Origin of the sequence: Terrabacter sp. BE26 (assembly GCF_041941675.1) — a bacterium.
In the GTDB taxonomy this organism is placed as follows: domain Bacteria; phylum Actinomycetota; class Actinomycetes; order Actinomycetales; family Dermatophilaceae; genus Terrabacter.
In genome coordinates, this window is sequence record NZ_CP090122.1 from 881,608 (window position 1) to 900,374 (window position 18,767).

32 protein-coding genes are annotated in these 18,767 nt (G+C 68.3%); 1 reads left to right on the forward strand and 31 read right to left on the reverse strand.

The annotated features are described in order from the left end of the window. Positions 1 to 51 precede the first annotated feature (51 nt). The 8 genes from rplQ to LQK93_RS04110 all read right to left on the reverse strand — a co-directional run bounded on the left by rplQ (position 52) and on the right by LQK93_RS04110 (position 4,642). The gene (rplQ, locus tag LQK93_RS04075; protein WP_374970292.1) at positions 52 to 624 is read right to left on the reverse strand and encodes a 50S ribosomal protein L17; all 573 of its coding nucleotides are present in this window, start codon (positions 622 to 624) and stop codon (positions 52 to 54) included. 72 nt (positions 625 to 696) lie between these two features. Next, entirely contained in the window at positions 697 to 1,728 is a 1,032-nt protein-coding gene (locus LQK93_RS04080) for a DNA-directed RNA polymerase subunit alpha (RefSeq protein ID WP_374970293.1), read from the reverse strand. Positions 1,729 to 1,889: 161 nt separating this feature from the next. Next, positions 1,890 to 2,498, reverse strand: a complete 609-nt coding sequence (gene rpsD, locus LQK93_RS04085; RefSeq protein ID WP_374970294.1) for a 30S ribosomal protein S4 — start codon at positions 2,496 to 2,498, stop codon at positions 1,890 to 1,892. Between the two features lie 32 nt (positions 2,499 to 2,530). Beyond that, a complete protein-coding gene (gene rpsK, locus LQK93_RS04090) occupies positions 2,531 to 2,926 on the reverse strand; it encodes a 30S ribosomal protein S11 (RefSeq protein ID WP_020143208.1) in 396 nt (131 codons plus the stop codon). Positions 2,927 to 2,982: 56 nt separating this feature from the next. After that, positions 2,983 to 3,357, reverse strand: coding sequence for a 30S ribosomal protein S13 (rpsM, locus tag LQK93_RS04095; RefSeq protein WP_374970295.1), 375 nt, complete (start codon positions 3,355 to 3,357; stop codon positions 2,983 to 2,985). Between the two features lie 224 nt (positions 3,358 to 3,581). Then, on the reverse strand, positions 3,582 to 3,695 hold the full coding sequence (gene rpmJ, locus LQK93_RS04100) for a 50S ribosomal protein L36 (RefSeq protein WP_006592630.1): 114 nt from the start codon (positions 3,693 to 3,695) through the stop codon (positions 3,582 to 3,584). A 154-nt stretch (positions 3,696 to 3,849) separates the two neighbouring features. After that, entirely contained in the window at positions 3,850 to 4,071 is a 222-nt protein-coding gene (gene infA, locus LQK93_RS04105; protein ID WP_013493543.1) for a translation initiation factor IF-1, read from the reverse strand. Positions 4,072 to 4,288: 217 nt separating this feature from the next. Next, positions 4,289 to 4,642: an iron chaperone gene (locus tag LQK93_RS04110; protein WP_374970296.1), complete on the reverse strand. Its 354-nt coding sequence runs from the start codon at positions 4,640 to 4,642 to the stop codon at positions 4,289 to 4,291. 114 nt (positions 4,643 to 4,756) lie between these two features. Here LQK93_RS04110 and LQK93_RS04115 point away from each other — a divergent pair, with 114 nt between their 5' ends. Next, positions 4,757 to 5,488 carry a hypothetical protein gene (locus LQK93_RS04115; RefSeq protein ID WP_374970297.1) on the forward strand — a complete coding sequence of 244 codons (732 nt, stop codon included), beginning with the start codon at positions 4,757 to 4,759 and terminating at the stop codon, positions 5,486 to 5,488. A 4-nt stretch (positions 5,489 to 5,492) separates the two neighbouring features. Here the strand turns inward: LQK93_RS04115 and LQK93_RS04120 are convergent, their stop codons facing one another. The 23 genes from LQK93_RS04120 to rplD form a co-directional block, all read right to left on the reverse strand. Beyond that, on the reverse strand, positions 5,493 to 6,914 hold the full coding sequence (locus tag LQK93_RS04120) for a serine hydrolase domain-containing protein (RefSeq protein WP_374970298.1): 1,422 nt from the start codon (positions 6,912 to 6,914) through the stop codon (positions 5,493 to 5,495). A gap of 44 nt (positions 6,915 to 6,958) precedes the next feature. Beyond that, positions 6,959 to 7,810: a type I methionyl aminopeptidase gene (gene map / locus LQK93_RS04125; RefSeq protein WP_374970299.1), complete on the reverse strand. Its 852-nt coding sequence runs from the start codon at positions 7,808 to 7,810 to the stop codon at positions 6,959 to 6,961. A gap of 70 nt (positions 7,811 to 7,880) precedes the next feature. Then, positions 7,881 to 8,450 carry an adenylate kinase gene (locus LQK93_RS04130; protein WP_374970300.1) on the reverse strand — a complete coding sequence of 190 codons (570 nt, stop codon included), beginning with the start codon at positions 8,448 to 8,450 and terminating at the stop codon, positions 7,881 to 7,883. Further along, a complete protein-coding gene (gene secY / locus LQK93_RS04135) occupies positions 8,450 to 9,775 on the reverse strand; it encodes a preprotein translocase subunit SecY (protein ID WP_374971448.1) in 1,326 nt (441 codons plus the stop codon). Before secY ends, LQK93_RS04130 begins: the two co-directional genes overlap by 1 nt. A gap of 212 nt (positions 9,776 to 9,987) precedes the next feature. Next, positions 9,988 to 10,464 (reverse strand): 50S ribosomal protein L15, encoded by a 477-nt coding sequence (gene rplO / locus LQK93_RS04140; RefSeq protein WP_374970301.1) that lies wholly within the window; start codon positions 10,462 to 10,464, stop codon positions 9,988 to 9,990. A gap of 2 nt (positions 10,465 to 10,466) precedes the next feature. Further along, positions 10,467 to 10,649, reverse strand: coding sequence for a 50S ribosomal protein L30 (rpmD, locus tag LQK93_RS04145; RefSeq protein WP_045191891.1), 183 nt, complete (start codon positions 10,647 to 10,649; stop codon positions 10,467 to 10,469). Beyond that, positions 10,649 to 11,305: a 30S ribosomal protein S5 gene (gene rpsE, locus LQK93_RS04150; RefSeq protein ID WP_374970302.1), complete on the reverse strand. Its 657-nt coding sequence runs from the start codon at positions 11,303 to 11,305 to the stop codon at positions 10,649 to 10,651. Before rpsE ends, rpmD begins: the two co-directional genes overlap by 1 nt. Before the next feature lie 40 nt (positions 11,306 to 11,345). Continuing rightward, on the reverse strand, positions 11,346 to 11,720 hold the full coding sequence (rplR, locus tag LQK93_RS04155; protein WP_142181416.1) for a 50S ribosomal protein L18: 375 nt from the start codon (positions 11,718 to 11,720) through the stop codon (positions 11,346 to 11,348). Positions 11,721 to 11,723: 3 nt separating this feature from the next. Continuing rightward, positions 11,724 to 12,260 (reverse strand): 50S ribosomal protein L6, encoded by a 537-nt coding sequence (gene rplF / locus LQK93_RS04160; protein WP_374970303.1) that lies wholly within the window; start codon positions 12,258 to 12,260, stop codon positions 11,724 to 11,726. Between the two features lie 12 nt (positions 12,261 to 12,272). Continuing rightward, the gene (gene rpsH / locus LQK93_RS04165; RefSeq protein ID WP_141823442.1) at positions 12,273 to 12,671 is read right to left on the reverse strand and encodes a 30S ribosomal protein S8; all 399 of its coding nucleotides are present in this window, start codon (positions 12,669 to 12,671) and stop codon (positions 12,273 to 12,275) included. Positions 12,672 to 12,810: 139 nt separating this feature from the next. Continuing rightward, positions 12,811 to 12,996, reverse strand: coding sequence for a type Z 30S ribosomal protein S14 (locus LQK93_RS04170; RefSeq protein WP_374970304.1), 186 nt, complete (start codon positions 12,994 to 12,996; stop codon positions 12,811 to 12,813). Between the two features lies 1 nt (position 12,997). After that, positions 12,998 to 13,570, reverse strand: a complete 573-nt coding sequence (gene rplE, locus LQK93_RS04175) for a 50S ribosomal protein L5 (RefSeq protein WP_374970305.1) — start codon at positions 13,568 to 13,570, stop codon at positions 12,998 to 13,000. 2 nt (positions 13,571 to 13,572) lie between these two features. Next, positions 13,573 to 13,956 carry a 50S ribosomal protein L24 gene (gene rplX / locus LQK93_RS04180; RefSeq protein WP_142204307.1) on the reverse strand — a complete coding sequence of 128 codons (384 nt, stop codon included), beginning with the start codon at positions 13,954 to 13,956 and terminating at the stop codon, positions 13,573 to 13,575. A 2-nt stretch (positions 13,957 to 13,958) separates the two neighbouring features. Further along, entirely contained in the window at positions 13,959 to 14,327 is a 369-nt protein-coding gene (gene rplN, locus LQK93_RS04185; RefSeq protein ID WP_020143234.1) for a 50S ribosomal protein L14, read from the reverse strand. A gap of 98 nt (positions 14,328 to 14,425) precedes the next feature. Beyond that, complete coding sequence (gene rpsQ / locus LQK93_RS04190) at positions 14,426 to 14,716, reverse strand: 30S ribosomal protein S17 (protein ID WP_374970306.1); 291 nt, start codon at positions 14,714 to 14,716, stop codon at positions 14,426 to 14,428. Next, the gene (gene rpmC, locus LQK93_RS04195) at positions 14,713 to 15,051 is read right to left on the reverse strand and encodes a 50S ribosomal protein L29 (protein ID WP_374970307.1); all 339 of its coding nucleotides are present in this window, start codon (positions 15,049 to 15,051) and stop codon (positions 14,713 to 14,715) included. Before rpmC ends, rpsQ begins: the two co-directional genes overlap by 4 nt. Then, entirely contained in the window at positions 15,051 to 15,470 is a 420-nt protein-coding gene (gene rplP, locus LQK93_RS04200; protein WP_374970308.1) for a 50S ribosomal protein L16, read from the reverse strand. Before rplP ends, rpmC begins: the two co-directional genes overlap by 1 nt. 2 nt (positions 15,471 to 15,472) lie before the next feature. Beyond that, positions 15,473 to 16,297: a 30S ribosomal protein S3 gene (rpsC, locus tag LQK93_RS04205; protein ID WP_374970309.1), complete on the reverse strand. Its 825-nt coding sequence runs from the start codon at positions 16,295 to 16,297 to the stop codon at positions 15,473 to 15,475. Next, positions 16,297 to 16,665: a 50S ribosomal protein L22 gene (gene rplV / locus LQK93_RS04210; RefSeq protein WP_142204303.1), complete on the reverse strand. Its 369-nt coding sequence runs from the start codon at positions 16,663 to 16,665 to the stop codon at positions 16,297 to 16,299. The genes rpsC and rplV overlap by 1 nt, the downstream gene beginning before the upstream one ends. Positions 16,666 to 16,691: 26 nt before the next feature. Further along, entirely contained in the window at positions 16,692 to 16,973 is a 282-nt protein-coding gene (gene rpsS, locus LQK93_RS04215; RefSeq protein ID WP_141823434.1) for a 30S ribosomal protein S19, read from the reverse strand. Positions 16,974 to 16,988: 15 nt separating this feature from the next. Further along, the gene (gene rplB / locus LQK93_RS04220; RefSeq protein WP_142204302.1) at positions 16,989 to 17,825 is read right to left on the reverse strand and encodes a 50S ribosomal protein L2; all 837 of its coding nucleotides are present in this window, start codon (positions 17,823 to 17,825) and stop codon (positions 16,989 to 16,991) included. A gap of 29 nt (positions 17,826 to 17,854) precedes the next feature. After that, positions 17,855 to 18,154 carry a 50S ribosomal protein L23 gene (gene rplW / locus LQK93_RS04225; protein WP_020143242.1) on the reverse strand — a complete coding sequence of 100 codons (300 nt, stop codon included), beginning with the start codon at positions 18,152 to 18,154 and terminating at the stop codon, positions 17,855 to 17,857. Beyond that, positions 18,151 to 18,765: a 50S ribosomal protein L4 gene (gene rplD, locus LQK93_RS04230; RefSeq protein ID WP_374970310.1), complete on the reverse strand. Its 615-nt coding sequence runs from the start codon at positions 18,763 to 18,765 to the stop codon at positions 18,151 to 18,153. The genes rplW and rplD overlap by 4 nt, the downstream gene beginning before the upstream one ends. Positions 18,766 to 18,767: the final 2 nt, after the last annotated feature.

Here is an 18,767-nt window from a genome sequence, read left to right on the forward strand (position 1 = left end):
GCCCGCCCCACGCGGGGCGGACTGCTCTCTGGATCTGCTCAGGACAGAGCGTCAGGCGTCGGCCTTCGCGTCGTCCTCGGCCTCGTCGGAGGCCGCGGTGTCAGCGGCCGGCTCGACGGCGGCCTCGTCCGCGGCAGGCTCGACGGCGGCGTCCTCGGCAGGCGCCTCGGCGTGAGCCTCCTCGGCAGCCGGCTTCGACTCGCTCTGCTTGGCAGCGCGCTTGGTGGCGGCCTCGGCCTCCTTGACGGTCGCCTTCTTGGCCGAGAGCGGCTCGCGGACGAGCTCGATGACGACCATGGGGGCGTTGTCACCCTTGCGGGCGCCGATCTTCGTGATGCGGGTGTAGCCGCCCTCGCGAGCCGCCATGTCGGGGGCGATCTCGGCGAACAGACGGTGGACGACACCCTTGTCGCGCACGACCGTGAGGACTCGGCGACGGGCGTGCAGGTCACCGCGCTTGGCGAAGGTGATCATGCGCTCGGCGAGCGGGCGCAGGCGCTTGGCCTTGGCCTCGGTCGTGGTGATCCTGTCGTTCTCGAAGAGCGACGTCGCGAGGTTGGCCAGGATCAGCCGCTCGTGGGCGGGGCCGCCACCGACGCGGGGACCCTTGGTGGGGGTGGGCATTTCGTTTCTCCTAGAAGTCCGACCAGGCCGTTCTCGAGCGGTGCGCCGAGGGCTCGGTCAAGAAGCGGTTGGTCAGAGACGCTCGTCCTCGACGAACGACTGGTCGTCGTCGTCGCTGTAGTCATCGTCGCCGTAGCCGTCGACCAGGGCCGACGGGTCGAACCCGGGCGGGCTGTCCTTGAGGGCCAGACCCATGCCGACGAGCTTGGCCTTGACCTCGTCGATCGACTTCGCACCGAAGTTGCGGATGTCGAGCAGGTCGGCCTCGCTGCGGCCCACGAGCTCACCCACGGTGTGGATGCCCTCGCGCTTGAGGCAGTTGTAGGAACGAACGGTCAGGTCCAGGTCCTCGATCGGCAGGGCGAGGTCCGCGGCGAGCGCGGCGTCCGTCGGCGACGGGCCCATGTCGATGCCCTCGGCCTCGACGTTGAGCTCGCGGGCCAGGCCGAAGAGCTCGACCAGCGTCTTGCCGGCCGAGGCCATGGCGTCGCGCGGGGTCATCGAGTTCTTCGTCTCGACGTCGACGATGAGCTTGTCGAAGTCGGTGCGCTGCTCGACACGGGTCGCCTCGACCTTGTAGGTCACGGTGAGCACCGGGCTGTAGATCGAGTCGACCGGGATGCGGCCGATCTCCTGGTCACCGGACTTGTTCTGCTGCGCCGAGACGTAGCCACGGCCACGCTCCACGGTCAGCTCCATCTCGAGCTTGCCCTTGTCGTTCAGCGTCGCGATGTGCAGGTCGGGGTTGTGCACCTCGACACCAGCCGGCGGCGTGATGTCGGCGGCGGTGACCGCACCAGGGCCCTGCTTGCGCAGGTACATGACGACCGGCTCGTCGTGCTCCGAGGAGACGACGAGGCCCTTGATGTTGAGGATCATCTCGGTGACGTCCTCCTTCACGCCCGGAACGGTCGTGAACTCGTGGAGCACGCCGTCGATGCGGATGGAGGTGACTGCCGCGCCCGGGATGCTCGAGAGCAGGGTGCGACGCATGGAGTTGCCGAGCGTGTAGCCGAAGCCGGGCTCGAGCGGCTCGATGGTGAAGCGGCTGCGGTTGCCCGCGACGGCCTCTTCGGAGAGCACGGGACGCTGTGCGATGAGCACTGTTCTTTTCCTTCCCACGGGCGACCGCCATATGACGCCTCGTGACACTGCCCGGTCGTGACCCGGGCGGGCCGGTTCGCCTCTGTCTGCGAACGCGGCCCCTGTGGGCACAAGAGCGGGCGTATGCCGTCCGGCGAGCGGACGGCATACGCCGCCTTGGATCAGTTCTTCGAGTAGAGCTCGACGATCAGCTGCTCGGTGAGCTGCGAGTCGATCTGCGCGCGCACCGGGAGCTGGTGGATGAGGACCTGCAGCGAGCCCTCGACGACCTGCATCCAGGCCGGCACGGGACGCTCGCCGAACGTCTGGCGGGCCAGCTCGAACGGGAAGCTCTCGACGGACTGCTTGCGGACCGTGATGATGTCGTACTGCTCGACGCGGTAGCTCGGGACGTCGACGCGCACGCCGTTGACCTCGAAGTGCCCGTGCGTGACGAGCTGACGGGCGTGACGACGCGTGCGGGCCAGGCCGGCACGGTAGATCACGTTGTCGAGGCGCGACTCGAGGATGGTGAGCAGGTTCTCACCGGTCTTGCCGGGGCGGCGGGCCGCCTCCTGGTAGTACCGGACGAACTGCTTCTCCATGACGCCGTACTGGAAACGGGCGCGCTGCTTCTCCTGCAGCTGCGTCAGGTACTCCTTCTCCTGGATCCGGCGACGGCCGTGCTGGCCGGGCGGGAAGGGACGGAGCTCGAAGTTCTTGTCGCCGCCGACGAGGTCCATCTTCAGGCGGCGGGACTTCTTGGTGATCGGGCCGGTGTAACGAGCCATGTCTCTAGTTCTCTCTCTCGCTCAGGGCCGGATCAGACGCGACGGCGCTTGGGCGGACGGACACCGTTGTGCGGCGTGGGCGTGACGTCGCTGATCGCGCCGACCTCGAGGCCGGTGGCGGTGAGCGAGCGGATCGCCGTCTCGCGGCCCGAACCCGGGCCCTTGACGAAGACGTCGACCTTGCGCATGCCGTGCTCCATGGCGCGGCGGGCAGCAGCCTCGGCAGCCATCTGGGCGGCGAACGGGGTGGACTTGCGGGAGCCCTTGAAGCCGACCTGGCCGGCAGACGCCCACGCGATCACGGCGCCGGTGGGGTCCGTGATCGAGATGATCGTGTTGTTGAACGTGCTCTTGATGTGAGCGTGCCCGTGGGCGACGTTCTTCTTCTCCTTGCGACGAACCTTCGTCACGCGAGCCTTGGGAGGCATGTTTCTCCTACGTCAGAACTGAATGTCGGTGAGACGCGATCGCGGGGCGATCAACGTCAGCGGGCCTTCTTCTTGCCGGCCACGGTGCGCTTCGGGCCCTTGCGGGTGCGCGCGTTGGTCTTGGTGCGCTGGCCGCGCACGGGCAGACCACGTCGGTGACGAAGACCCTCGTAGGAGCCGATCTCGACCTTGCGGCGGATGTCGGCCTGCACCTCACGGCGAAGGTCACCCTCGAGGCGGTAGTGGCCCTCGAGGAAGTCACGAAGCGCAACGAGCTCGGCCTCACCGAGGTCCTTGACGCGGGTGTCGGGGTTGACGCCGGTGGCAACCAGCGTCTCCTTGGAACGGGTGCGACCGACACCGAAGATGTAGGTCAGTGCGACCTCGACGCGCTTCTCGCGCGGAAGGTCGACTCCAACAAGACGAGCCATGTTGGGTTGTCTCCTGATTTCTGTTTCGCGGAGGTCTGGAGCAGGTCACCGATCCGGGGTCACGGCCCGCCACTCAGAAGGACGGGCCACCGGTCCCCGGCCTCCGTGCCGGGGGTGACGTCCTGCGCCGACACGACGGTCGGTCATCAGGGGCCGGGTGCTGCTTTCATTCACTTTTTCGCGTGCTGTCGAAAGTCTGTCGACGGCGAGGGTGGTGGCTCTGCTCAGCCCTGGCGCTGCTTGTGGCGCAGGTTCTCGCAGATCACCATGACCCGACCGTTGCGGCGGATCACCTTGCACTTGTCGCAGATCTTCTTGACGCTCGGCTGAACCTTCATCTGCCTGCTGTCTTCGGATCGCGCGCCCGTTCCTCGCACGCCCCGGAGGGCGTGTGACGACCAGGTGCTTGGTTGTGTAATCGGGAGTGGTGCCTCGCACTCGTCCCGGCCCGTCGGCCCGCTCGCGCGGGTTGGTCGGGGCCGGAGCTGGTGCTCAGCGGTAGCGGAAGACGATCCGACCGCGGGTCAGGTCATAGGGCGAGAGCTCCACCACGACACGGTCCTCGGGGAGGATCCGGATGTAGTGCTGTCGCATCTTGCCCGAGATGTGTGCGAGCACCTTGTGACCGTTGGAGAGCTCCACCCGGAACATCGCGTTCGGGAGAGCCTCGACGATCGTGCCCTCGATCTCGATGACACCGTCCTTCTTGGCCATATCCTCCGTCTAACTGTTGGTGGCCGACCCGGAATGAGCCGGCCTTGTGACGTGCCTGGTGGTCGTGCTGGAGGCACGACCGGAGACCGGGCGTCGTGGCACGCGACACCCAACGGTCAAGGTTACGCCAGATGGCGCCGTTCCTGAAATCGGCGCAGGAGGTCCGGAGGGGGCGGGCGCCCGTTCGTGGCGCCCGTGCGCCCGTGTCATCCCGGGTTCACCGCTCGTCGCCCTCGACCTCGGCCCGCCTCAGCCGTACGAGCCGCTCGACGACCTCGTCGGGCAGGAGGTGACCGGGCGCGAAGCGGATCGTGCCCTTGCTGGTCGAGAAGCCGTCGAGGTCGGCGGCGACCGCCTCGACGACGGCCGGGCTGAAGGGATACACCGACAGGTGTCCGGCGGCGGCCCGCACCCCGATCAGCGGGTGCCTGTCGAGGCGCAGCGCGGGCATGCCGTAGCTGGTGCCCTCGACGGCGTCGGGTGCCACCCGCGCAGCGACGTCGACGACGTGCTGCAGCGCCTCCCTCTGCTCGGCGGGGAGGCCGGCGAGGTAGTCCCCGATCGTGCCCATTCACCGAGCGTGCCACCGGCACACTCGTGCGCGGGCCCGTATGCCGTATGCGGTGAGCCGTGGCACCGCTCGTTCGCGCCGGCCCGCGGTCACGCGCGACGGCATACTGGCCGGATGACCGAGACCGGCGCCAGTGCGCCCGAACCGCCCACCACGCCGATCGCCGAGGCTCCGGAGGACCACACCGACGTGGTCAGCGCTCCCCCTGCCGAGGCGGAGGACGTGGAGGCCTACTACGCCCGGATCGCGGCCGCGGCCGGGGAGGACGGCCGCCTGCCCGTGGCGGTCGAGGAGATGCCCGGCTGGGACATCTTCCCCTACGAGCTCGACGGGCTGCGCCTGAAGCCCGTCCGCCCACCCGCCGACGAGGAGCCGGCGCGCCGCGGCGAGGACCCCGCCGAGTGCTGGTGTGCGCGCAGCCCTGAGGGCGGCGGCGGTCCTGAGGTGGTCTGGTCGAACGAACGGTGGCGGCTCGGCCTCTCCCCCGACACCGGCCTGCCGGTCATGCTGGTGCTGCAGCCGCTCGAGCACCACGACCTCACCTCGCTGCCCGGCGAGCTCGCCGCCGAGATGGGGCAGTTGGTCGTCGCGACCGCCGACGCGGTCGAGCACGTGCCCAGCGTCGGGCGTGTCCAGCTCGCCAAGTGGGGCGACGGGAGTGCGCACCTGCACCTGGTGTTCCTCGGCCGGCCGGCCCGGATGCTCCAGTTCCGCGGCTCGCCGCTCATCGACTGGGAGGAGAACCTCCCACGCGTGCCGCTGGACGTGCTGCGCGCCAACGCCCGCGTCGTCGCCGAGCGCATGGTCGTGCACGTCGGCGGCCGCGCCGGAACGCTCGGCCGCTAGGAGGTCAGCGGGTGGCGAGCCAGAGTGGGTCGGGCCCGGTGAGCGGGACCATGCGCCAGGTCAGGTCGGCGTCGCCGCTGCGCAGCCGCGCCTCGACCCGCAAGCGGTGGGGCGACTCGATGGCGATGACCTCGGCCCGGAAGACGTCCTCGTCGACCCAGCCGCCGCTCGCCACCACCGGCACGGTCGCTCCCCCGGCGACGAGCTCCCCCTCGCGCCACCTACCGCGCCCGACGGGCACCCGGAGCCACTCGCCGCGCCGTTCGAGGCCCAGCACGTGGCCGGCACCGTCACGCGTGACGGAGACGGCGGAGTAGCCGTCGGCGAGGTCGGAGGCCTGCGACCGTGCGAACTCGGCGTGGTCGGGACCGAGCGCCTCACCGGTCGGCGCCGGGATCGCGAGAGCGGCCAGGCGCTGTGCGAGCTGCTCGTCCGCCTCGCAGGACCCGGCGGCCCCGATCGCCGGCAGCACGTGCTCCCAGAGCAGGTCGAGGGTCGACTGCATCCGCTCCTGCTCGGCGGTGATGGCCACCACCGTGTCCTGCTCGGGCAGCACGATGAGGAACTGCCCGAAGGCCCCGTCGCCCCGGTAGCCGTGACGCTGCATCCAGAAGGAGCAGCCGTAGCCGCGGCACCAGTCCGGCTCGGCGCCGGGGTCCTGGTTGAGGGGCCCGAAGGCTCGGGTTGCCTCCGTGACCCAGGCCTCCGACAGCAGCTGCTCCCCCTGCCGGCGGCCGCCGTCCAGGTAGAGCTGGGCGATGGAGGCGATCGCCTCGGTCGTCAGGTGCGCGCCGGTGAACCCGAGCTCGCGCCCGAGCGGGTCGCGGTGCCACGGGATGTCCGGCAGCTCGAGCGGGTCGAGCAGGCGCGGGCGCAGGTACTCGGCGACGCCGACCCCTGCCACCCGGCGCACGATCAGCGACAGCAGGTAGGTCGCGACCTGGTTGTAGGCGAAGACGGTGCCCGGCTCGCGGGTCGGCTCGGTGGCGAAGACCCTGGGCACCCAGTCGTCCTCGTCGCCCAGGTCGCTGCCGCTCATCCGGTCGAAGACGCGCCCCCAGGCGTCCTCCTTGTGACCGACCGTCATCGACAGGCAGTGCTTGACGCGCACCGGTCCCCAGCCCGGCGCGACGGCGCTGCGGTCGAGGTCCGGGAAGTGGTCGAGGACCGGGTCGTCGAGGGAGAGGCGGCCCTCCTGCACGAGGAGGCCGACAGCCGTGGCCGTCACCGTCTTCGACAGGGAGTAGGCGAGGTGGACGCGGCCGGCGGCATACGGCGCCCACCAGCCCTCGGCGACGACGTGGCCGTGGCGCACGACCATGAGGCTGTGCAGGCCGAGGTCGTCGCGCTCTGCGGCGTCGACGAACGCGAGGATGCCGGTGGCGTCCACGCCCTGCGCCGACGGGGTGCTGCGGGGAAGGCTCATGGACGCGAGGCTACGCACTGGGCGTGCCGGGTGGGGCGCCCGGGTCAGGCGGCGTCGAGCGGGGCGTAGGCCGCCCCGGCCGCTGCGAGCGCGGCCTTGCCGCCGTCGACGGCGGTGAGGATCCAGAGCCCGCCGTCGCGGACGGCCACCGAGTGCTCCCAGTGGGCCGCCCGGGTGGCATCGGTCGTGACGACCGTCCAGTCGTCGGCGAGCACCTTCGTGTCGGTCCCGCCGAGCGTCACCATGGGCTCGATCGCGCCGGTGAAGCCGTCGACGAGCTTGGGCCCGGTCTCGCGCACCGCGTAGTTGGGGATCTGCGGGTCCATGTGCATCTGGGTGCCGATGCCGTGGCCGACGTACTCGTCGATGACGCCGTAGGTCAGCCCGTCGCGCTCCGCCGCCGCCTCGATGCTCGCCTCGACGGCGTCGCCGACGGCGTAGAGGCGTCCGCCGACCTGCATGGCGGCGATGCCGGCGTAGAGGCTCGCCTCGGTGGCGTCGATGAGAGCCAGGTCCTCGGGGCGTCCGGCCTCACGCCCGCCGACGACCGCCGTGAACGCGGCGTCACCGTTCCAGCCCTGGACCTCGGCGCCGCAGTCGACCGAGACGATGTCGCCGGCCTCGAGCACCCGCGGGCCGGGGATGCCGTGCACGACCTCGTCGTTCACGCTCGTGCACAGCGTGTGGCTGTAGCCGGGGACGAGCTGGAAGTTCGGGATGCCGCCGTGGCTGCGGATGAAGTCCTCCGCCAGGCGGTCGAGCTCGAGGGTGGTCATCCCCGGGCGCAGCTCCCTCGCCAGCACTTCGAGGGTGCGACCGACGAGCAGGCCCGCCTCACGCATGAGGAGGAGCTGCTCGTCGGTGCGGCCCTGGAGCCGGTTACGGCGTCCGAACATCGGTGGTCCTTCTGGGTTGTACGCGCGTGGCCGCCTTCGCGGCTCCATGCGGATGGGCGGCAGCTGCCGCTCAGGCGTGCTGCGGCAGAGCGGCCATGACGCGGTCGGTGACCTCGTCGACGTCGCCCATGCCGTCGACCTTGACGAGCAGGCCGACCTGCTCGTAGTGCTGGGCCAGCGGCGCGGTCTCCTTGCGGTAGATCGCCTGGCGCTCGCGGATCACGTCCTCGGTGTCGTCGACCCGACCCTCGGTCTGGGCGCGCTTGAGCAGCCGCTGGACGATCGCGTCCTCGTCGACCTCGAGCTCGAGGACCGCATCGAGGGGGTGTCCCTGGCGCGACAGCATCGCGTCGAGGGCCTCGACCTGGCCGGCCGTGCGCGGGTAACCGTCGAGCAGGAACCCCTGGGCCGCGTCGTCCCAGGAGAGGCGGTCCTCGACGATCTCGTTGGTGATCTCGTCGGAGACGTAGCCACCGGACTTGATGATCTCGTCGACCTTGACGCCGAGCGGGGTGCGGTCCTTGATGTTGGCGCGGAAGATGTCGCCGGTCGAGATGGCCGGGATGCCGAGCCGCTCGGCGATCCGGGCGGCCTGCGTGCCCTTACCGGCACCGGGCGGCCCGAGGATGATCAGTCGCATTAACGGAGGAACCCTTCGTAGTGACGCTGCTGCAGCTGCGCCTCGATCTGCTTGACCGTCTCGAGGCCCACACCGACGACGATGAGGATCGAGGTGCCACCGAACGGGAAGTTCTGGTTGGCGCCCACGAGCACGAGCGCGATGAGCGGGATGAGCGAGACGATCGCGAGGTAGATGGCACCCGGCACGGTGATTCGGGTCAGGACGTAGTTGAGGTACTCGGCCGTGGGTCGCCCGGCCCGGATACCCGGGATGAAGCCGCCGTACTTCTTCATGTTCTCCGCGACCTCGGTCGGGTTGAACGTGATCGAGACGTAGAAGAAGGTGAAGAACAGGATGAGGGCGACGTAGGTGATCATGTAGATGGGGTGGTCACCCTTGACCAGGTTGGCCTGGACCCAGTCCACCCAGGCCGGGTTGTCGCCGTTGGCCTTGGTGTTGAACTGGGCGACGAGCCCCGGCAGCGCGAGCAGCGAGCTGGCGAAGATGACCGGGATGACGCCGGCCATGTTGACCTTGAGCGGGATGTAGGTCGACGTGCCGCCGTACATCCGCCGGCCCACCATGCGCTTGGCGTACTGCACCGGGATCCGGCGCTGGGACTGCTCGACGAAGACCACTGCGGCGATGACGAAGACGCCGAGGATCAGGATGCCGAGGAAGGTGCCCCAGCCCTTGTTGTTCTTGATGCTCCACAGCGAGGCCGGGAAGCCTGCGGCGATCGAGGTGAAGATCATCAGCGACATGCCGTTGCCGACACCCTTGTCGGTGATGAGCTCGCCGAACCACATGATCAGGCCGGTGCCGGCGGTCATGGTCAGGACCATGATCAGGATCGTGACCATCGACTGGTCGACCATGATCGTGGAACAGTCGCCGCCGAAGAGGCTCGAGGGGTTGCGCGCGAACGTCACGAGGGTGGCCGACTGCAGGATGGCCAGGCCGATCGTCAGGTAGCGGGTGTACTGCGTGAGCTTGGTCTGCCCCGACTGGCCCTCCTCCTTGAGCGCCTCGAAGCGCGGGATGACGACCGTGAGCAGCTGGATGATGATGCTGGCCGTGATGTAGGGCATGATCCCCAGCGCAAACACCGACAGCTGCAGCAGCGCTCCCCCGCTGAAGAGGTTGGCGAGGTTGAGGAACCCGCTCTGGTCGCTACCGCCCCGGGCCTTGCCGGCCTGGAGGCACTGCTGGACGAGGCTGTAGCTGATGCCGGGCGTCGGGACGTGCGATCCGAGCCGGAACAGCACGATGATGCCGAGCGTGAAGAGCAGCTTCTTGCGCAGGTCCGGGGTACGGAACGCGCGTACGAAAGCGGCGAGCACTGGGTCCTCCTGGGGGCCGCGCGGTGGCGCGGCGTAAGTCATGCAATCCGTGGAAGGTTAACGCAAAGACGCAGCGCCCCGGGCTCCCTCCCGCGGTTACCGACGTCACGTCGGCTCACGGTGGGCGCCCGGGGCGCTGCTCACACGAGGTGTGTGGTGGTCACTCGAGTCAGCTCTTCGACTTCTCGGAGCTTCTCGGGGTCCCGGGTCGCTCAGCCGGCGAGAGCCGTGACCGTGCCGCCCGCGGCCTCGATCTTCTCCTTGGCGGAGGCCGAGAACTTGTGCGCCTCGACCTCGACCTTGACGGAGATCTCGCCGGTGCCCAGCACCTTCACCGGGAAGCCGTCACGGACGGCACCCTTGGCGACGAGGTCGGCGACGGACACCTGACCACCCTCCGGGAAGAGCAGCTGCAGGCGGTCCAGGTTCACGACCTGGTACTCGGTGCGGAACGGGTTCTTGAAGCCGCGCAGCTTGGGCAGACGCATGTGCAAGGGCATCGAGCCACCCTCGAAACGCGCCGGAACCTGGTAGCGGGCGCTGGTGCCCTTGGTGCCACGACCTGCGGTCTTGCCCTTGGAGCCCTCGCCACGACCGACGCGGGTCTTGGCGGTCTTGGCTCCGGGGGCCGGACGCAGGTGGTGGACCTTGAGGGCGGACTCGCCCGACTTCTTGGCGTTGTCGGCCATGGTCAGTCAACCTCCTCGACGGTCACGAGGTGCGTCACCGTCTTGACCATCCCGCGGATCTCGGGACGGTCCTCCTTGACGACGACGTCGCCAATGCGCTTCAGACCGAGGCTGCGCAGCGTGTCACGCTGGTTCTGCTTGCCACCGATCTCGGAACGGGTCTGGGTCACCTTCAGACGAGCCATCAGACACCAGCCTTCGCGGCCTGGGCCTCGGCGATGCCGACGGCACGGGCCTTGAGCATGGCGGCCGGGGCGACGTCCTCGAGGGCCTTGCCACGGCGGGCGGCGACCGCCTCGGGACGCTCGAGCTCGCGCAGGGCCTGGGCTGTGGCGTGCACGATGTTGATGGCGTTGTCGGATCCCAGCGACTTGCTGAGGACGTCGTGGATGCCGGCGCACTCGAGCACCGCACGCACTGCGCCACCGGCGATGACACCGGTACCGGGGGCGGCGGGGCGCAGCATGACCACACCGGCAGCCGCCTCACCCTGGACGGGGTGCGGGATGGTGCCCTGGATGCGCGGGACCTTGAAGAAGTTCTTCTTGGCCTCCTCGACACCCTTGGCGATGGCCGCGGGAACTTCCTTGGCCTTGCCGTAGCCGACACCCACCGTGCCGTCACCGTCACCGACGACGACCAGGGCGGTGAAGCTGAAGCGACGACCACCCTTGACGACCTTGGCGACACGGTTGATGGTCACGACGCGCTCGACGTACTGGTTCTTGTCGTCACGGCTGTCGCGGTTGTCGCGGCCACCGCGGTTGTCGCGGCGGTCTCCGCGCTCGGTGCGCTCGCCGCCACCGGCGGGGCCGGTGCCTCGACGCTGCTGTCCGGGCATCAGATTTTCCTCATCTCAACGGTTGCGTTCACGAAGTTGCTCACAGGGCCAGACCGCCTTCGCGGGCGCCCTCGGCGATCGCCGCGACACGGCCGTGGTACTTGTTGCCACCACGGTCGAACACGACGGCCTCGATGCCGGCGTCCTTGGCACGGGCGGCGACGAGCTCGCCCACCCGCTTGGCCTTGGCCGTCTTGTCGCCGTCGAAGGCGCGCAGGTCGGCCTCCATCGTCGAGGCCGAGGCGACGGTCTTGCCGACGGTGTCGTCGACGACCTGCACGAAGAGGTGACGGCTGGACCGCGACACGACGAGGCGGGGGCGGGCCGCGGTGCCGGCGATCTTCTTGCGACCGCGCACCTGGCGACGGATGCGGGCGGCAGCCTTGGACTTGCCGCGCTTGATGATCATTGCCATGGCTTACTTACCGGCCTTTCCAACCTTGCGACGGATCTGCTCGCCCGCGTAGCGAACGCCCTTGCCCTTGTACGGGTCGGGCTTGCGCAGCTTGCGGATGTTCGCCGCGACCTCACCGACGAGCTGCTTGTCGATGCCCTGCACCGAGAAGCGGGTCGGGTTCTCGACGGCGAAGCTGATGCCGGCGGGAGCCTGGATGAGGATCGGGTGCGAGTATCCGAGCGAGAACTCGAGGTCCGAGCCCTTCGCGGCGACACGGTAACCCGTGCCGTGGATCTCCATCTTCTTCTCGTAGCCCTCGGTGACACCGAGGACCATGTTGTTGATGAGCGACCGCGTCAGGCCGTGGCGCGAGCGCGAGTCACGCTCGTCGTCGGGGCGCTTGACCTCGAGGTTGCCCTCGGCCAGCTCGACCGTGATCGGCTGCACGACGGTCAGCGAGAGCTCACCCTTGGGACCCTTGACGATGACGTCCTGGCCCTCGACCTTGATGTCCACACCCGAGGGGATGGAGACCGGGAGTCGTCCGATTCGCGACATGTCAGTGTCTCCTTACCAGACGTAGGCGAGGACTTCCCCACCCACGCCCTTCTCGTGTGCCTGGCGGTCGGTCAGCAGACCGTTCGACGTCGACAGGATCGCCACGCCGAGGCCACCGAGAACCCGCGGGAGGTTCGTGGACTTTGCGTAGACGCGCAGACCGGGCTTGCTCACGCGACGCACGCCGGCGATGGAGCGCTCGCGGTTGGGGCCGTACTTGAGGTCGATGGTCAGCGTCTGGCCGACCTCTGCCTCCTCGATCTTCCACGAGGCGATGTAGCCCTCGGCCTGGAGGATCTCGGCGATGTTCTTCTTCAGCTTCGAGTACGGCATGGAGACGACGTCGTGGTGCGCCGAGTTGGCGTTCCGGACGCGGGTCAGCATGTCCGCAATCGGGTCAGTCATGGTCATGGTGGGCTCTCCGCCCTTCCTCACCGGGGTTTCGACCTTTGGCAGTGATGCCGCTCGGCGTGTGCCGTGGGGCCGACCTACGGTGTCAGAGGTGTGTTGGTCTTGGGTTTGCTCTGGGTGCTCGCGGCTCGGGAGCCGGTTACCAGGAGCTCTTGGTCACGCCCGGCAGCTCGCCCGCGTGAGCCATCTCGCGAAGGCAGATGCGGCAGAGGCCGAACTTGCGGTACACCGAGTGCGGGCGGCCGCACTTCTGGCAACGGGTGTACGCGCGGACCTTGAACTTCGGCTTCCGGTTCGCCTTGACGATCAGCGCGGTCTTGGCCATGTCAGTTCTCCTTGAAGGGGAAGCCGAGCTGCCTGAGCAGCGCGCGCCCCTCGTCATCGTTGGTCGCCGTGGTGACCACGGTGATGTCCATGCCCCGGACGCGGTCGATCTTGTCCTGGTCGATCTCGTGGAACATCGACTGCTCGTTGAGGCCGAACGTGTAGTTGCCGTGTCCGTCGAACTGCTTGGGCGAGAGCCCGCGGAAGTCACGGATGCGCGGGAGGGCGATCGTCACGAGACGGTCGAGGAACTCCCACATCCGGTCGCCGCGCAGCGTCGTGTGGGCACCGATCGGCATACCCTCGCGCAGCTTGAACTGCGCGATGGACTTGCGCGCCTTCGTCACGACCGGCTTCTGGCCGGTGATGGCGGAGAGGTCACGGACAGCGCCCTCGATCAGCTTGCTGTCCTTGGCCGCGTCGCCGACACCCATGTTCACGACGACCTTGACGACGCCGGGAACCTGCATGACGTTGGCGTAGCCGAACTGCTCGAGCAGCGAGCTCTTGATCTCGTCCTGGTAGCGCTGCTTGAGGCGCGGCTTCGTCGTGGAGATGGTGGTGGTCTCAGTCATTCTCAGAGGTCCTTGTCCGACTTGACCGCGACACGGACGCGGGACGCCTTCTGGCGGCCATTGCGCTCGACGGTCTCGACACGCGTCTTCACGCGGGTCGGCTTCTTCGACTCGGGGTCGACGATCGCGACGTTGCTCACGTGGATCGCGGCCTCGGTGTGGGTCAGGCCACCGGTGCGGGTGCCACGGGCGGTCGCGCCGGCCTTGACGTGCTTGGTGACGCGGTTGATGCCCTCGACCAGCACGCGCTGGGTCTCCGGGTAGACCGCGATGACCTTGCCCTGCTTGCCACGGTCGCCGCCGTTCTTCTGGCTGCGGCCGGAGATGACCTGGACGAGGTCACCCTTCTTGATCTTCATCTTCGCCTGCTTGTTGGTGGTCGCCATGTTCACAGCACCTCCGGAGCCAGCGAGATGATCTTCATGAACTTCTTCTCGCGCAGCTCACGACCCACCGGGCCGAAGATGCGGGTGCCACGCGGGTCACCGTCGGCCTTGAGGATGACCGCGGCGTTCTCGTCGAACTTGATGTAGGACCCGTCGGCACGCCGACGCTCCTTGACGGTGCGGACGATGACGGCCTTGACGACGTCACCCTTCTTCACGTTGCCGCCTGGGATCGCGTCCTTGACGGTGGCGACGATCGTGTCGCCGATGCCGGCGTACCGACGGCCCGAACCGCCGAGAACACGGATGCACAGGATCTCCTTGGCACCGGTGTTGTCGGCGACGCGCAGCCGCGACTCCTGCTGAATCACTGTCTAACTCCTGTCGTCGTGCTGGTTCTTCACCCGCTGGGTGAAGCCTTGCCGAACGGATGGGGGGCACACAGGGGACGAGCCCCCGGGTGGGTTGCTTACTTGGCCTTCTCGAGGATCTCGACGACGCGCCAGCGCTTCGTCGCGGAGAGTGGACGCGTCTCCATGATGAGGACGCGGTCGCCGACGCCGGCAGCGTTCTGCTCGTCGTGCGCCTTCACCTTGCTGGTGCGGCGGATGACCTTGCTGTAGAGGGCGTGCTTGACGCGGTCCTCGACCTCGACGACGACGGTCTTGTCCATCTTGTCGCTCACCACGTAGCCCTGGCGGGTCTTGCGGTAGTTGCGCTCACTCGTCCGGTCGCTCACGACCTGCTCCTGCTCGCTCATGCGTCAGCCTCCTGCGCCTCGTCAGCCTTCTTGGCCTTCTTCTCGGCCTTGTCAGCCTTCTCGGACTTGTCGGCCTTCTTGTCGGCCTTCTCCTCCGCCTTGGGGGCGGCGGGGGCCGAGCCGATGCCGAGCTCGCGCTCGCGCATCTCGGTGTAGATCCGCGCGATGTCCTTCTTGACCGCGCGCAGACGACCGTGGTTGTCCAGCTGGCCGGTGGCCGACTGGAAACGCAGGTTGAACAGCTCTTCCTTGGCCTTCTTCAGCTCGTCCGCCAGCTTGGTGTCGTCGAGACCACGCAGCTGCTCGGGAGCCAGGTCCTTGGTTCCGACTGCCATCAGATGTCACCACCCTCACGCTGGACGAAGCGGCACTTCATGGGGAGCTTGTGCATCGCGAGGCGCATGGCCTCCCGCGCCACCGGCTCTGCCACGCCCGAGATCTCGAACATGACGCGGCCCGGCTTGACGTTGGCGATCCACCACTCGGGGGAACCCTTACCGGAACCCATGCGGGTCTCGGCGGGCTTCTTGGTGAGCGGACGGTCGGGGTAGATGTTGATCCACACCTTGCCGCCACGCTTCATGTAGCGGGTCATCGCGATACGAGCGGACTCGATCTGGCGGTTGGTCACGTAGGCCGGCTCGAGAGCCTGGATGCCGTAGTCACCGAACGCGATCGTGGTGCCACCCTTGGCCTTGCCGTGGCGGTCCGGGTGGTGCTGCTTGCGGTGCTTGACTCGACGGGGAATCAACATGGTCAGGCCTGCTCATTCTCGGTGCTGGCCGCGGCGGGCGCCTCGGCAGCAGCGGTCTCGTTCACTGCCGGGGCAGCGGCGGTCTCGTTGCGGTCACCACGACGGGCGCGGTTCGGACGGTCACCGCCGTCACGACGCGGGCCACGCGACGGGCGCGGGGCGGCGGCCTGCTGGGCAGCCAGCTCCTTGGCCGTCATGTCGCCCTTGTAGATCCACACCTTGACGCCGATGCGGCCGAACGTGGTCCGGGCCTCGTAGAAGCCGTAGTCGATCTGCGCACGCAGCGTGTGCAGCGGCACGCGACCCTCGCGGTAGAACTCCGTGCGGCTCATCTCGGCGCCGTTGAGGCGGCCGGAGACCTGCACACGGATGCCCTTGGCACCGGCGCGCTGGGCGGACTGCATGCCCTTGCGCATGGCGCGACGGAAGGCGACGCGGGCCGAGAGCTGCTCGGCGATGCCCTGGGCGACCAGCTGGGAGACGATCTCGGGGTTCTTGACCTCGAGGATGTTCAGCTGGACCTGCTTGCCCGTGAGCTTCTCGAGCTCGCCGCGGATGCGGTCGGCCTCGGCGCCGCGGCGACCGATGACGATGCCGGGGCGGGCGGTGTGGATGTCGACGCGGACGCGGTCGCGGGTGCGCTCGATCTCGACCGAGGCGATGCCGGCCCGCTCCATGCCCTTCTCCATCAGGCGACGGATGGCGACATCTTCCTTGACGTAGTCGCGGTAGCGCTGACCCGACTTGGTCGAGTCGGCGAACCAGCGGCTCTTGTGGTCCGTCGTGATGCCGAGACGGAAGCCATAGGGGTTGACCTTCTGACCCATCAGCGGGCTCCCTTCTTGTTCTCCGGCTGCGTGACGACCACGGTGATGTGGCTCGTGCGCTTGTTGATGCGACCGGCGCGGCCCTGGGCACGCGGCCGGAAGCGCTTCATCGTCGGGCCCTCGTCCACGAACGCGGCCGTGATGACCAGGTTGCGCTCGTCGAAGGCGACCGACTCGCGGTCGGCCTTGACGCGGGCGTTGGCGATAGCGCTCTCGAGGACCTTCTTGACCGGCTCGGAGGCCGACTGCGGGGCGAAGGTGAGCACCGTGACGGCGTCGGTGGCGGCCTTGCCGCGGATGAGGTCCACGACACGGCGAGCCTTCTGCGGGCTGACACGGACGTGCCGCGCCGAAGCCTTGGCTTCCATGACTTCTTCCTTGGATTCGATGGCCATCAGCGACGACGACCCTTCTTGTCGTCCTTCACGTGACCCTTGAACGTGCGGGTCGGCGCGAACTCGCCGAGCTTGTGGCCGACCATCGACTCGGTGACGAACACCGGGACGTGCTTGCGGCCGTCGTGGACGGCGAAGGTGTGGCCGAGCATGTCCGGGCTGATGACCGAACGGCGCGACCAGGTCTTGATGACGGTCTTGGTGCCCGCTTCGTTCTGGGCGTCCACCTTCTTCTGAAGGTGGTCGTCGATGAAGGGGCCCTTCTTCAGGCTACGAGGCATTCCAAAGGCTCCTTATCAGCGCTTCTTGCCAGTACGACGGCGACGCACGATGAGCTTGTCGCTTTCCTTGTGTCCCTTGCGGGTGCGGCCCTCGGCCTGGCCCCAGGGGCTGACGGGGTGACGTCCACCGGACGTCTTGCCCTCACCACCACCGTGCGGGTGGTCGACCGGGTTCATGGCGACACCACGGACGGTCGGGCGCTTGCCCTTCCAGCGCATGCGGCCGGCCTTGCCCCAGTTGATGTTGCTCTGCTCCGCGTTGCCCACCTCGCCGACGGTCGCGCGGCAGCGCGCGTCGACGTTGCGGATCTCGCCGGACGGCATACGCAGCTGGGCGTAGGGACCGTCCTTGGCGACGAGCTGGACGCGAGCACCGGCGGAGCGGGCGATCTTGGCGCCGCCGCCGGGCTTGAGCTCGATCGCGTGCACGACGGTACCGACCGGGATGTTGCGCAGCGGGAGGCTGTTGCCCGGCTTGATGTCGGCGGCGGGGCCGTTCTCGATCGGGTCGCCCTGCTTGAGGCGGTTCGGCGCCAGGATGTAGCGCTTCTCGCCGTCGGCGTACTGCACGAGCGCGATGCGCGCGGTGCGGTTGGGGTCGTACTCGATGTGAGCGACCTTGGCCGGCACGCCGTCCTTGTCATGGCGACGGAAGTCGATGACGCGGTAGGCACGCTTGTGGCCACCACCGATGTGACGCGTGGTGATGCGACCGGCGTTGTTGCGGCCACCCGTCTTGGACAGGGGGCGAACGAGCGACTTCTCGGGAGTCGAACGCGTGATCTCGACGAAGTCGGCGACCGACGAGCCACGACGGCCCGGCGTGGTCGGCTTGTACTTACGGATACCCATGTTGGCTCAGTCCTTGTTCTTCGTCGATCTCAGGCGCCCGCACCGAAGATGTCGATCGAGCCCTCGCGGAGAGAGACGATCGCACGCTTGGTGTCCTTGCGCTTGCCGAGGCCGAATCGGGTGCGACGGGTCTTGCCCTGGCGGTTCAGGGTGTGGACCTTGTCGACCTTGACGTTGAAGATCTGCTCGATGGCGATCTTGATCTCCGTCTTGTTCGCACGGGGGTCGACGATGAAGGTGTACTTGCCCTCGTCGAGCAGCCCGTAGGACTTCTCGGAGACGACCGGCGCGATCAGGATGTCGCGGGGGTCCTTGGTGTGGATGCTCACTTGGTGGCCTCCTTGTCGGCCTTGTCGGCCTTCACGGGACCGGCGACGAACGCGTCGAGGGCGGCCTGGGTGAAGACGATGTCGTCGGCGCACAGGACGTCGTACGTGTTGAGCTGGTCGGCGACCAGGACGTGGACGTTCTGCAGGTTGCGGACCGACTTGAACGACACCTCGTCACCGCGCTCGAGCACGACGAGCAGGTTGCGGCGCTCGGTCAGACCGGCGAGCAGGGCCGCGGCGTCCTTCGCCGAGGGCACCTCGCCCGAGACGATGGAGTCGACGACGTGGATGCGGTCGAAGCGGGCCCGGTCGGAGAGGGCACCGCGCAGGGCGGCGGCCTTCATCTTCTTGGGGGTGCGCTGCGCGTAGTCACGCGGCTGCGGGCCGTGGACCGTGCCACCGCCGGCGAACTGCGGGGCGCGGGTCGAGCCCTGACGGGCGCGGCCGGTGCCCTTCTGGCGGTAGGGCTTGCGCCCACCGCCGCGGACCTCGCCGCGGGTCTTGGTCGAGTGCGTGCCCTGACGAGCGGCCGCGAGCTGGGCCACCACGACCTGGTGGATCAGCGGCACGTTGGTCTGGACATCGAAGATGTCAGCAGGAAGGTTCGTCATGT

Coding starts and splice junctions, on each gene's coding strand:
- rplQ (WP_374970292.1), bottom strand. CDS start 624: ATGCCCACCCCCACCAAGGGTCCCCGCGTCGGTGGCGGCCCCGCCCAC.
- rpsD (WP_374970294.1), bottom strand. CDS start 2,498: ATGGCTCGTTACACCGGCCCGATCACCAAGAAGTCCCGCCGCCTGAAG.
- rpsK (WP_020143208.1), bottom strand. CDS start 2,926: ATGCCTCCCAAGGCTCGCGTGACGAAGGTTCGTCGCAAGGAGAAGAAG.
- rpsM (WP_374970295.1), bottom strand. CDS start 3,357: ATGGCTCGTCTTGTTGGAGTCGACCTTCCGCGCGAGAAGCGCGTCGAG.
- rpmJ (WP_006592630.1), bottom strand. CDS start 3,695: ATGAAGGTTCAGCCGAGCGTCAAGAAGATCTGCGACAAGTGCAAGGTG.
- infA (WP_013493543.1), bottom strand. CDS start 4,071: ATGGCCAAGAAGGACGGTGTCATCGAGATCGAGGGCACGATCGTCGAG.
- LQK93_RS04110 (WP_374970296.1), bottom strand. CDS start 4,642: ATGGGCACGATCGGGGACTACCTCGCCGGCCTCCCCGCCGAGCAGAGG.
- LQK93_RS04115 (WP_374970297.1), top strand. CDS start 4,757: ATGACCGAGACCGGCGCCAGTGCGCCCGAACCGCCCACCACGCCGATC.
- LQK93_RS04120 (WP_374970298.1), bottom strand. CDS start 6,914: ATGAGCCTTCCCCGCAGCACCCCGTCGGCGCAGGGCGTGGACGCCACC.
- map (WP_374970299.1), bottom strand. CDS start 7,810: ATGTTCGGACGCCGTAACCGGCTCCAGGGCCGCACCGACGAGCAGCTC.
- LQK93_RS04130 (WP_374970300.1), bottom strand. CDS start 8,450: ATGCGACTGATCATCCTCGGGCCGCCCGGTGCCGGTAAGGGCACGCAG.
- rplO (WP_374970301.1), bottom strand. CDS start 10,464: ATGGCCGACAACGCCAAGAAGTCGGGCGAGTCCGCCCTCAAGGTCCAC.
- rpmD (WP_045191891.1), bottom strand. CDS start 10,649: ATGGCTCGTCTGAAGGTGACCCAGACCCGTTCCGAGATCGGTGGCAAG.
- rpsE (WP_374970302.1), bottom strand. CDS start 11,305: ATGCCCGGACAGCAGCGTCGAGGCACCGGCCCCGCCGGTGGCGGCGAG.
- rplR (WP_142181416.1), bottom strand. CDS start 11,720: ATGGCAATGATCATCAAGCGCGGCAAGTCCAAGGCTGCCGCCCGCATC.
- rplF (WP_374970303.1), bottom strand. CDS start 12,260: ATGTCGCGAATCGGACGACTCCCGGTCTCCATCCCCTCGGGTGTGGAC.
- rpsH (WP_141823442.1), bottom strand. CDS start 12,671: ATGACCATGACTGACCCGATTGCGGACATGCTGACCCGCGTCCGGAAC.
- LQK93_RS04170 (WP_374970304.1), bottom strand. CDS start 12,996: ATGGCCAAGACCGCGCTGATCGTCAAGGCGAACCGGAAGCCGAAGTTC.
- rplE (WP_374970305.1), bottom strand. CDS start 13,570: ATGACTGAGACCACCACCATCTCCACGACGAAGCCGCGCCTCAAGCAG.
- rplX (WP_142204307.1), bottom strand. CDS start 13,956: ATGGCGACCACCAACAAGCAGGCGAAGATGAAGATCAAGAAGGGTGAC.
- rpsQ (WP_374970306.1), bottom strand. CDS start 14,716: ATGAGCGAGCAGGAGCAGGTCGTGAGCGACCGGACGAGTGAGCGCAAC.
- rpmC (WP_374970307.1), bottom strand. CDS start 15,051: ATGGCAGTCGGAACCAAGGACCTGGCTCCCGAGCAGCTGCGTGGTCTC.
- rplP (WP_374970308.1), bottom strand. CDS start 15,470: ATGTTGATTCCCCGTCGAGTCAAGCACCGCAAGCAGCACCACCCGGAC.
- rpsC (WP_374970309.1), bottom strand. CDS start 16,297: ATGGGTCAGAAGGTCAACCCCTATGGCTTCCGTCTCGGCATCACGACG.
- rplV (WP_142204303.1), bottom strand. CDS start 16,665: ATGGAAGCCAAGGCTTCGGCGCGGCACGTCCGTGTCAGCCCGCAGAAG.
- rpsS (WP_141823434.1), bottom strand. CDS start 16,973: ATGCCTCGTAGCCTGAAGAAGGGCCCCTTCATCGACGACCACCTTCAG.
- rplB (WP_142204302.1), bottom strand. CDS start 17,825: ATGGGTATCCGTAAGTACAAGCCGACCACGCCGGGCCGTCGTGGCTCG.
- rplD (WP_374970310.1), bottom strand. CDS start 18,765: ATGACGAACCTTCCTGCTGACATCTTCGATGTCCAGACCAACGTGCCG.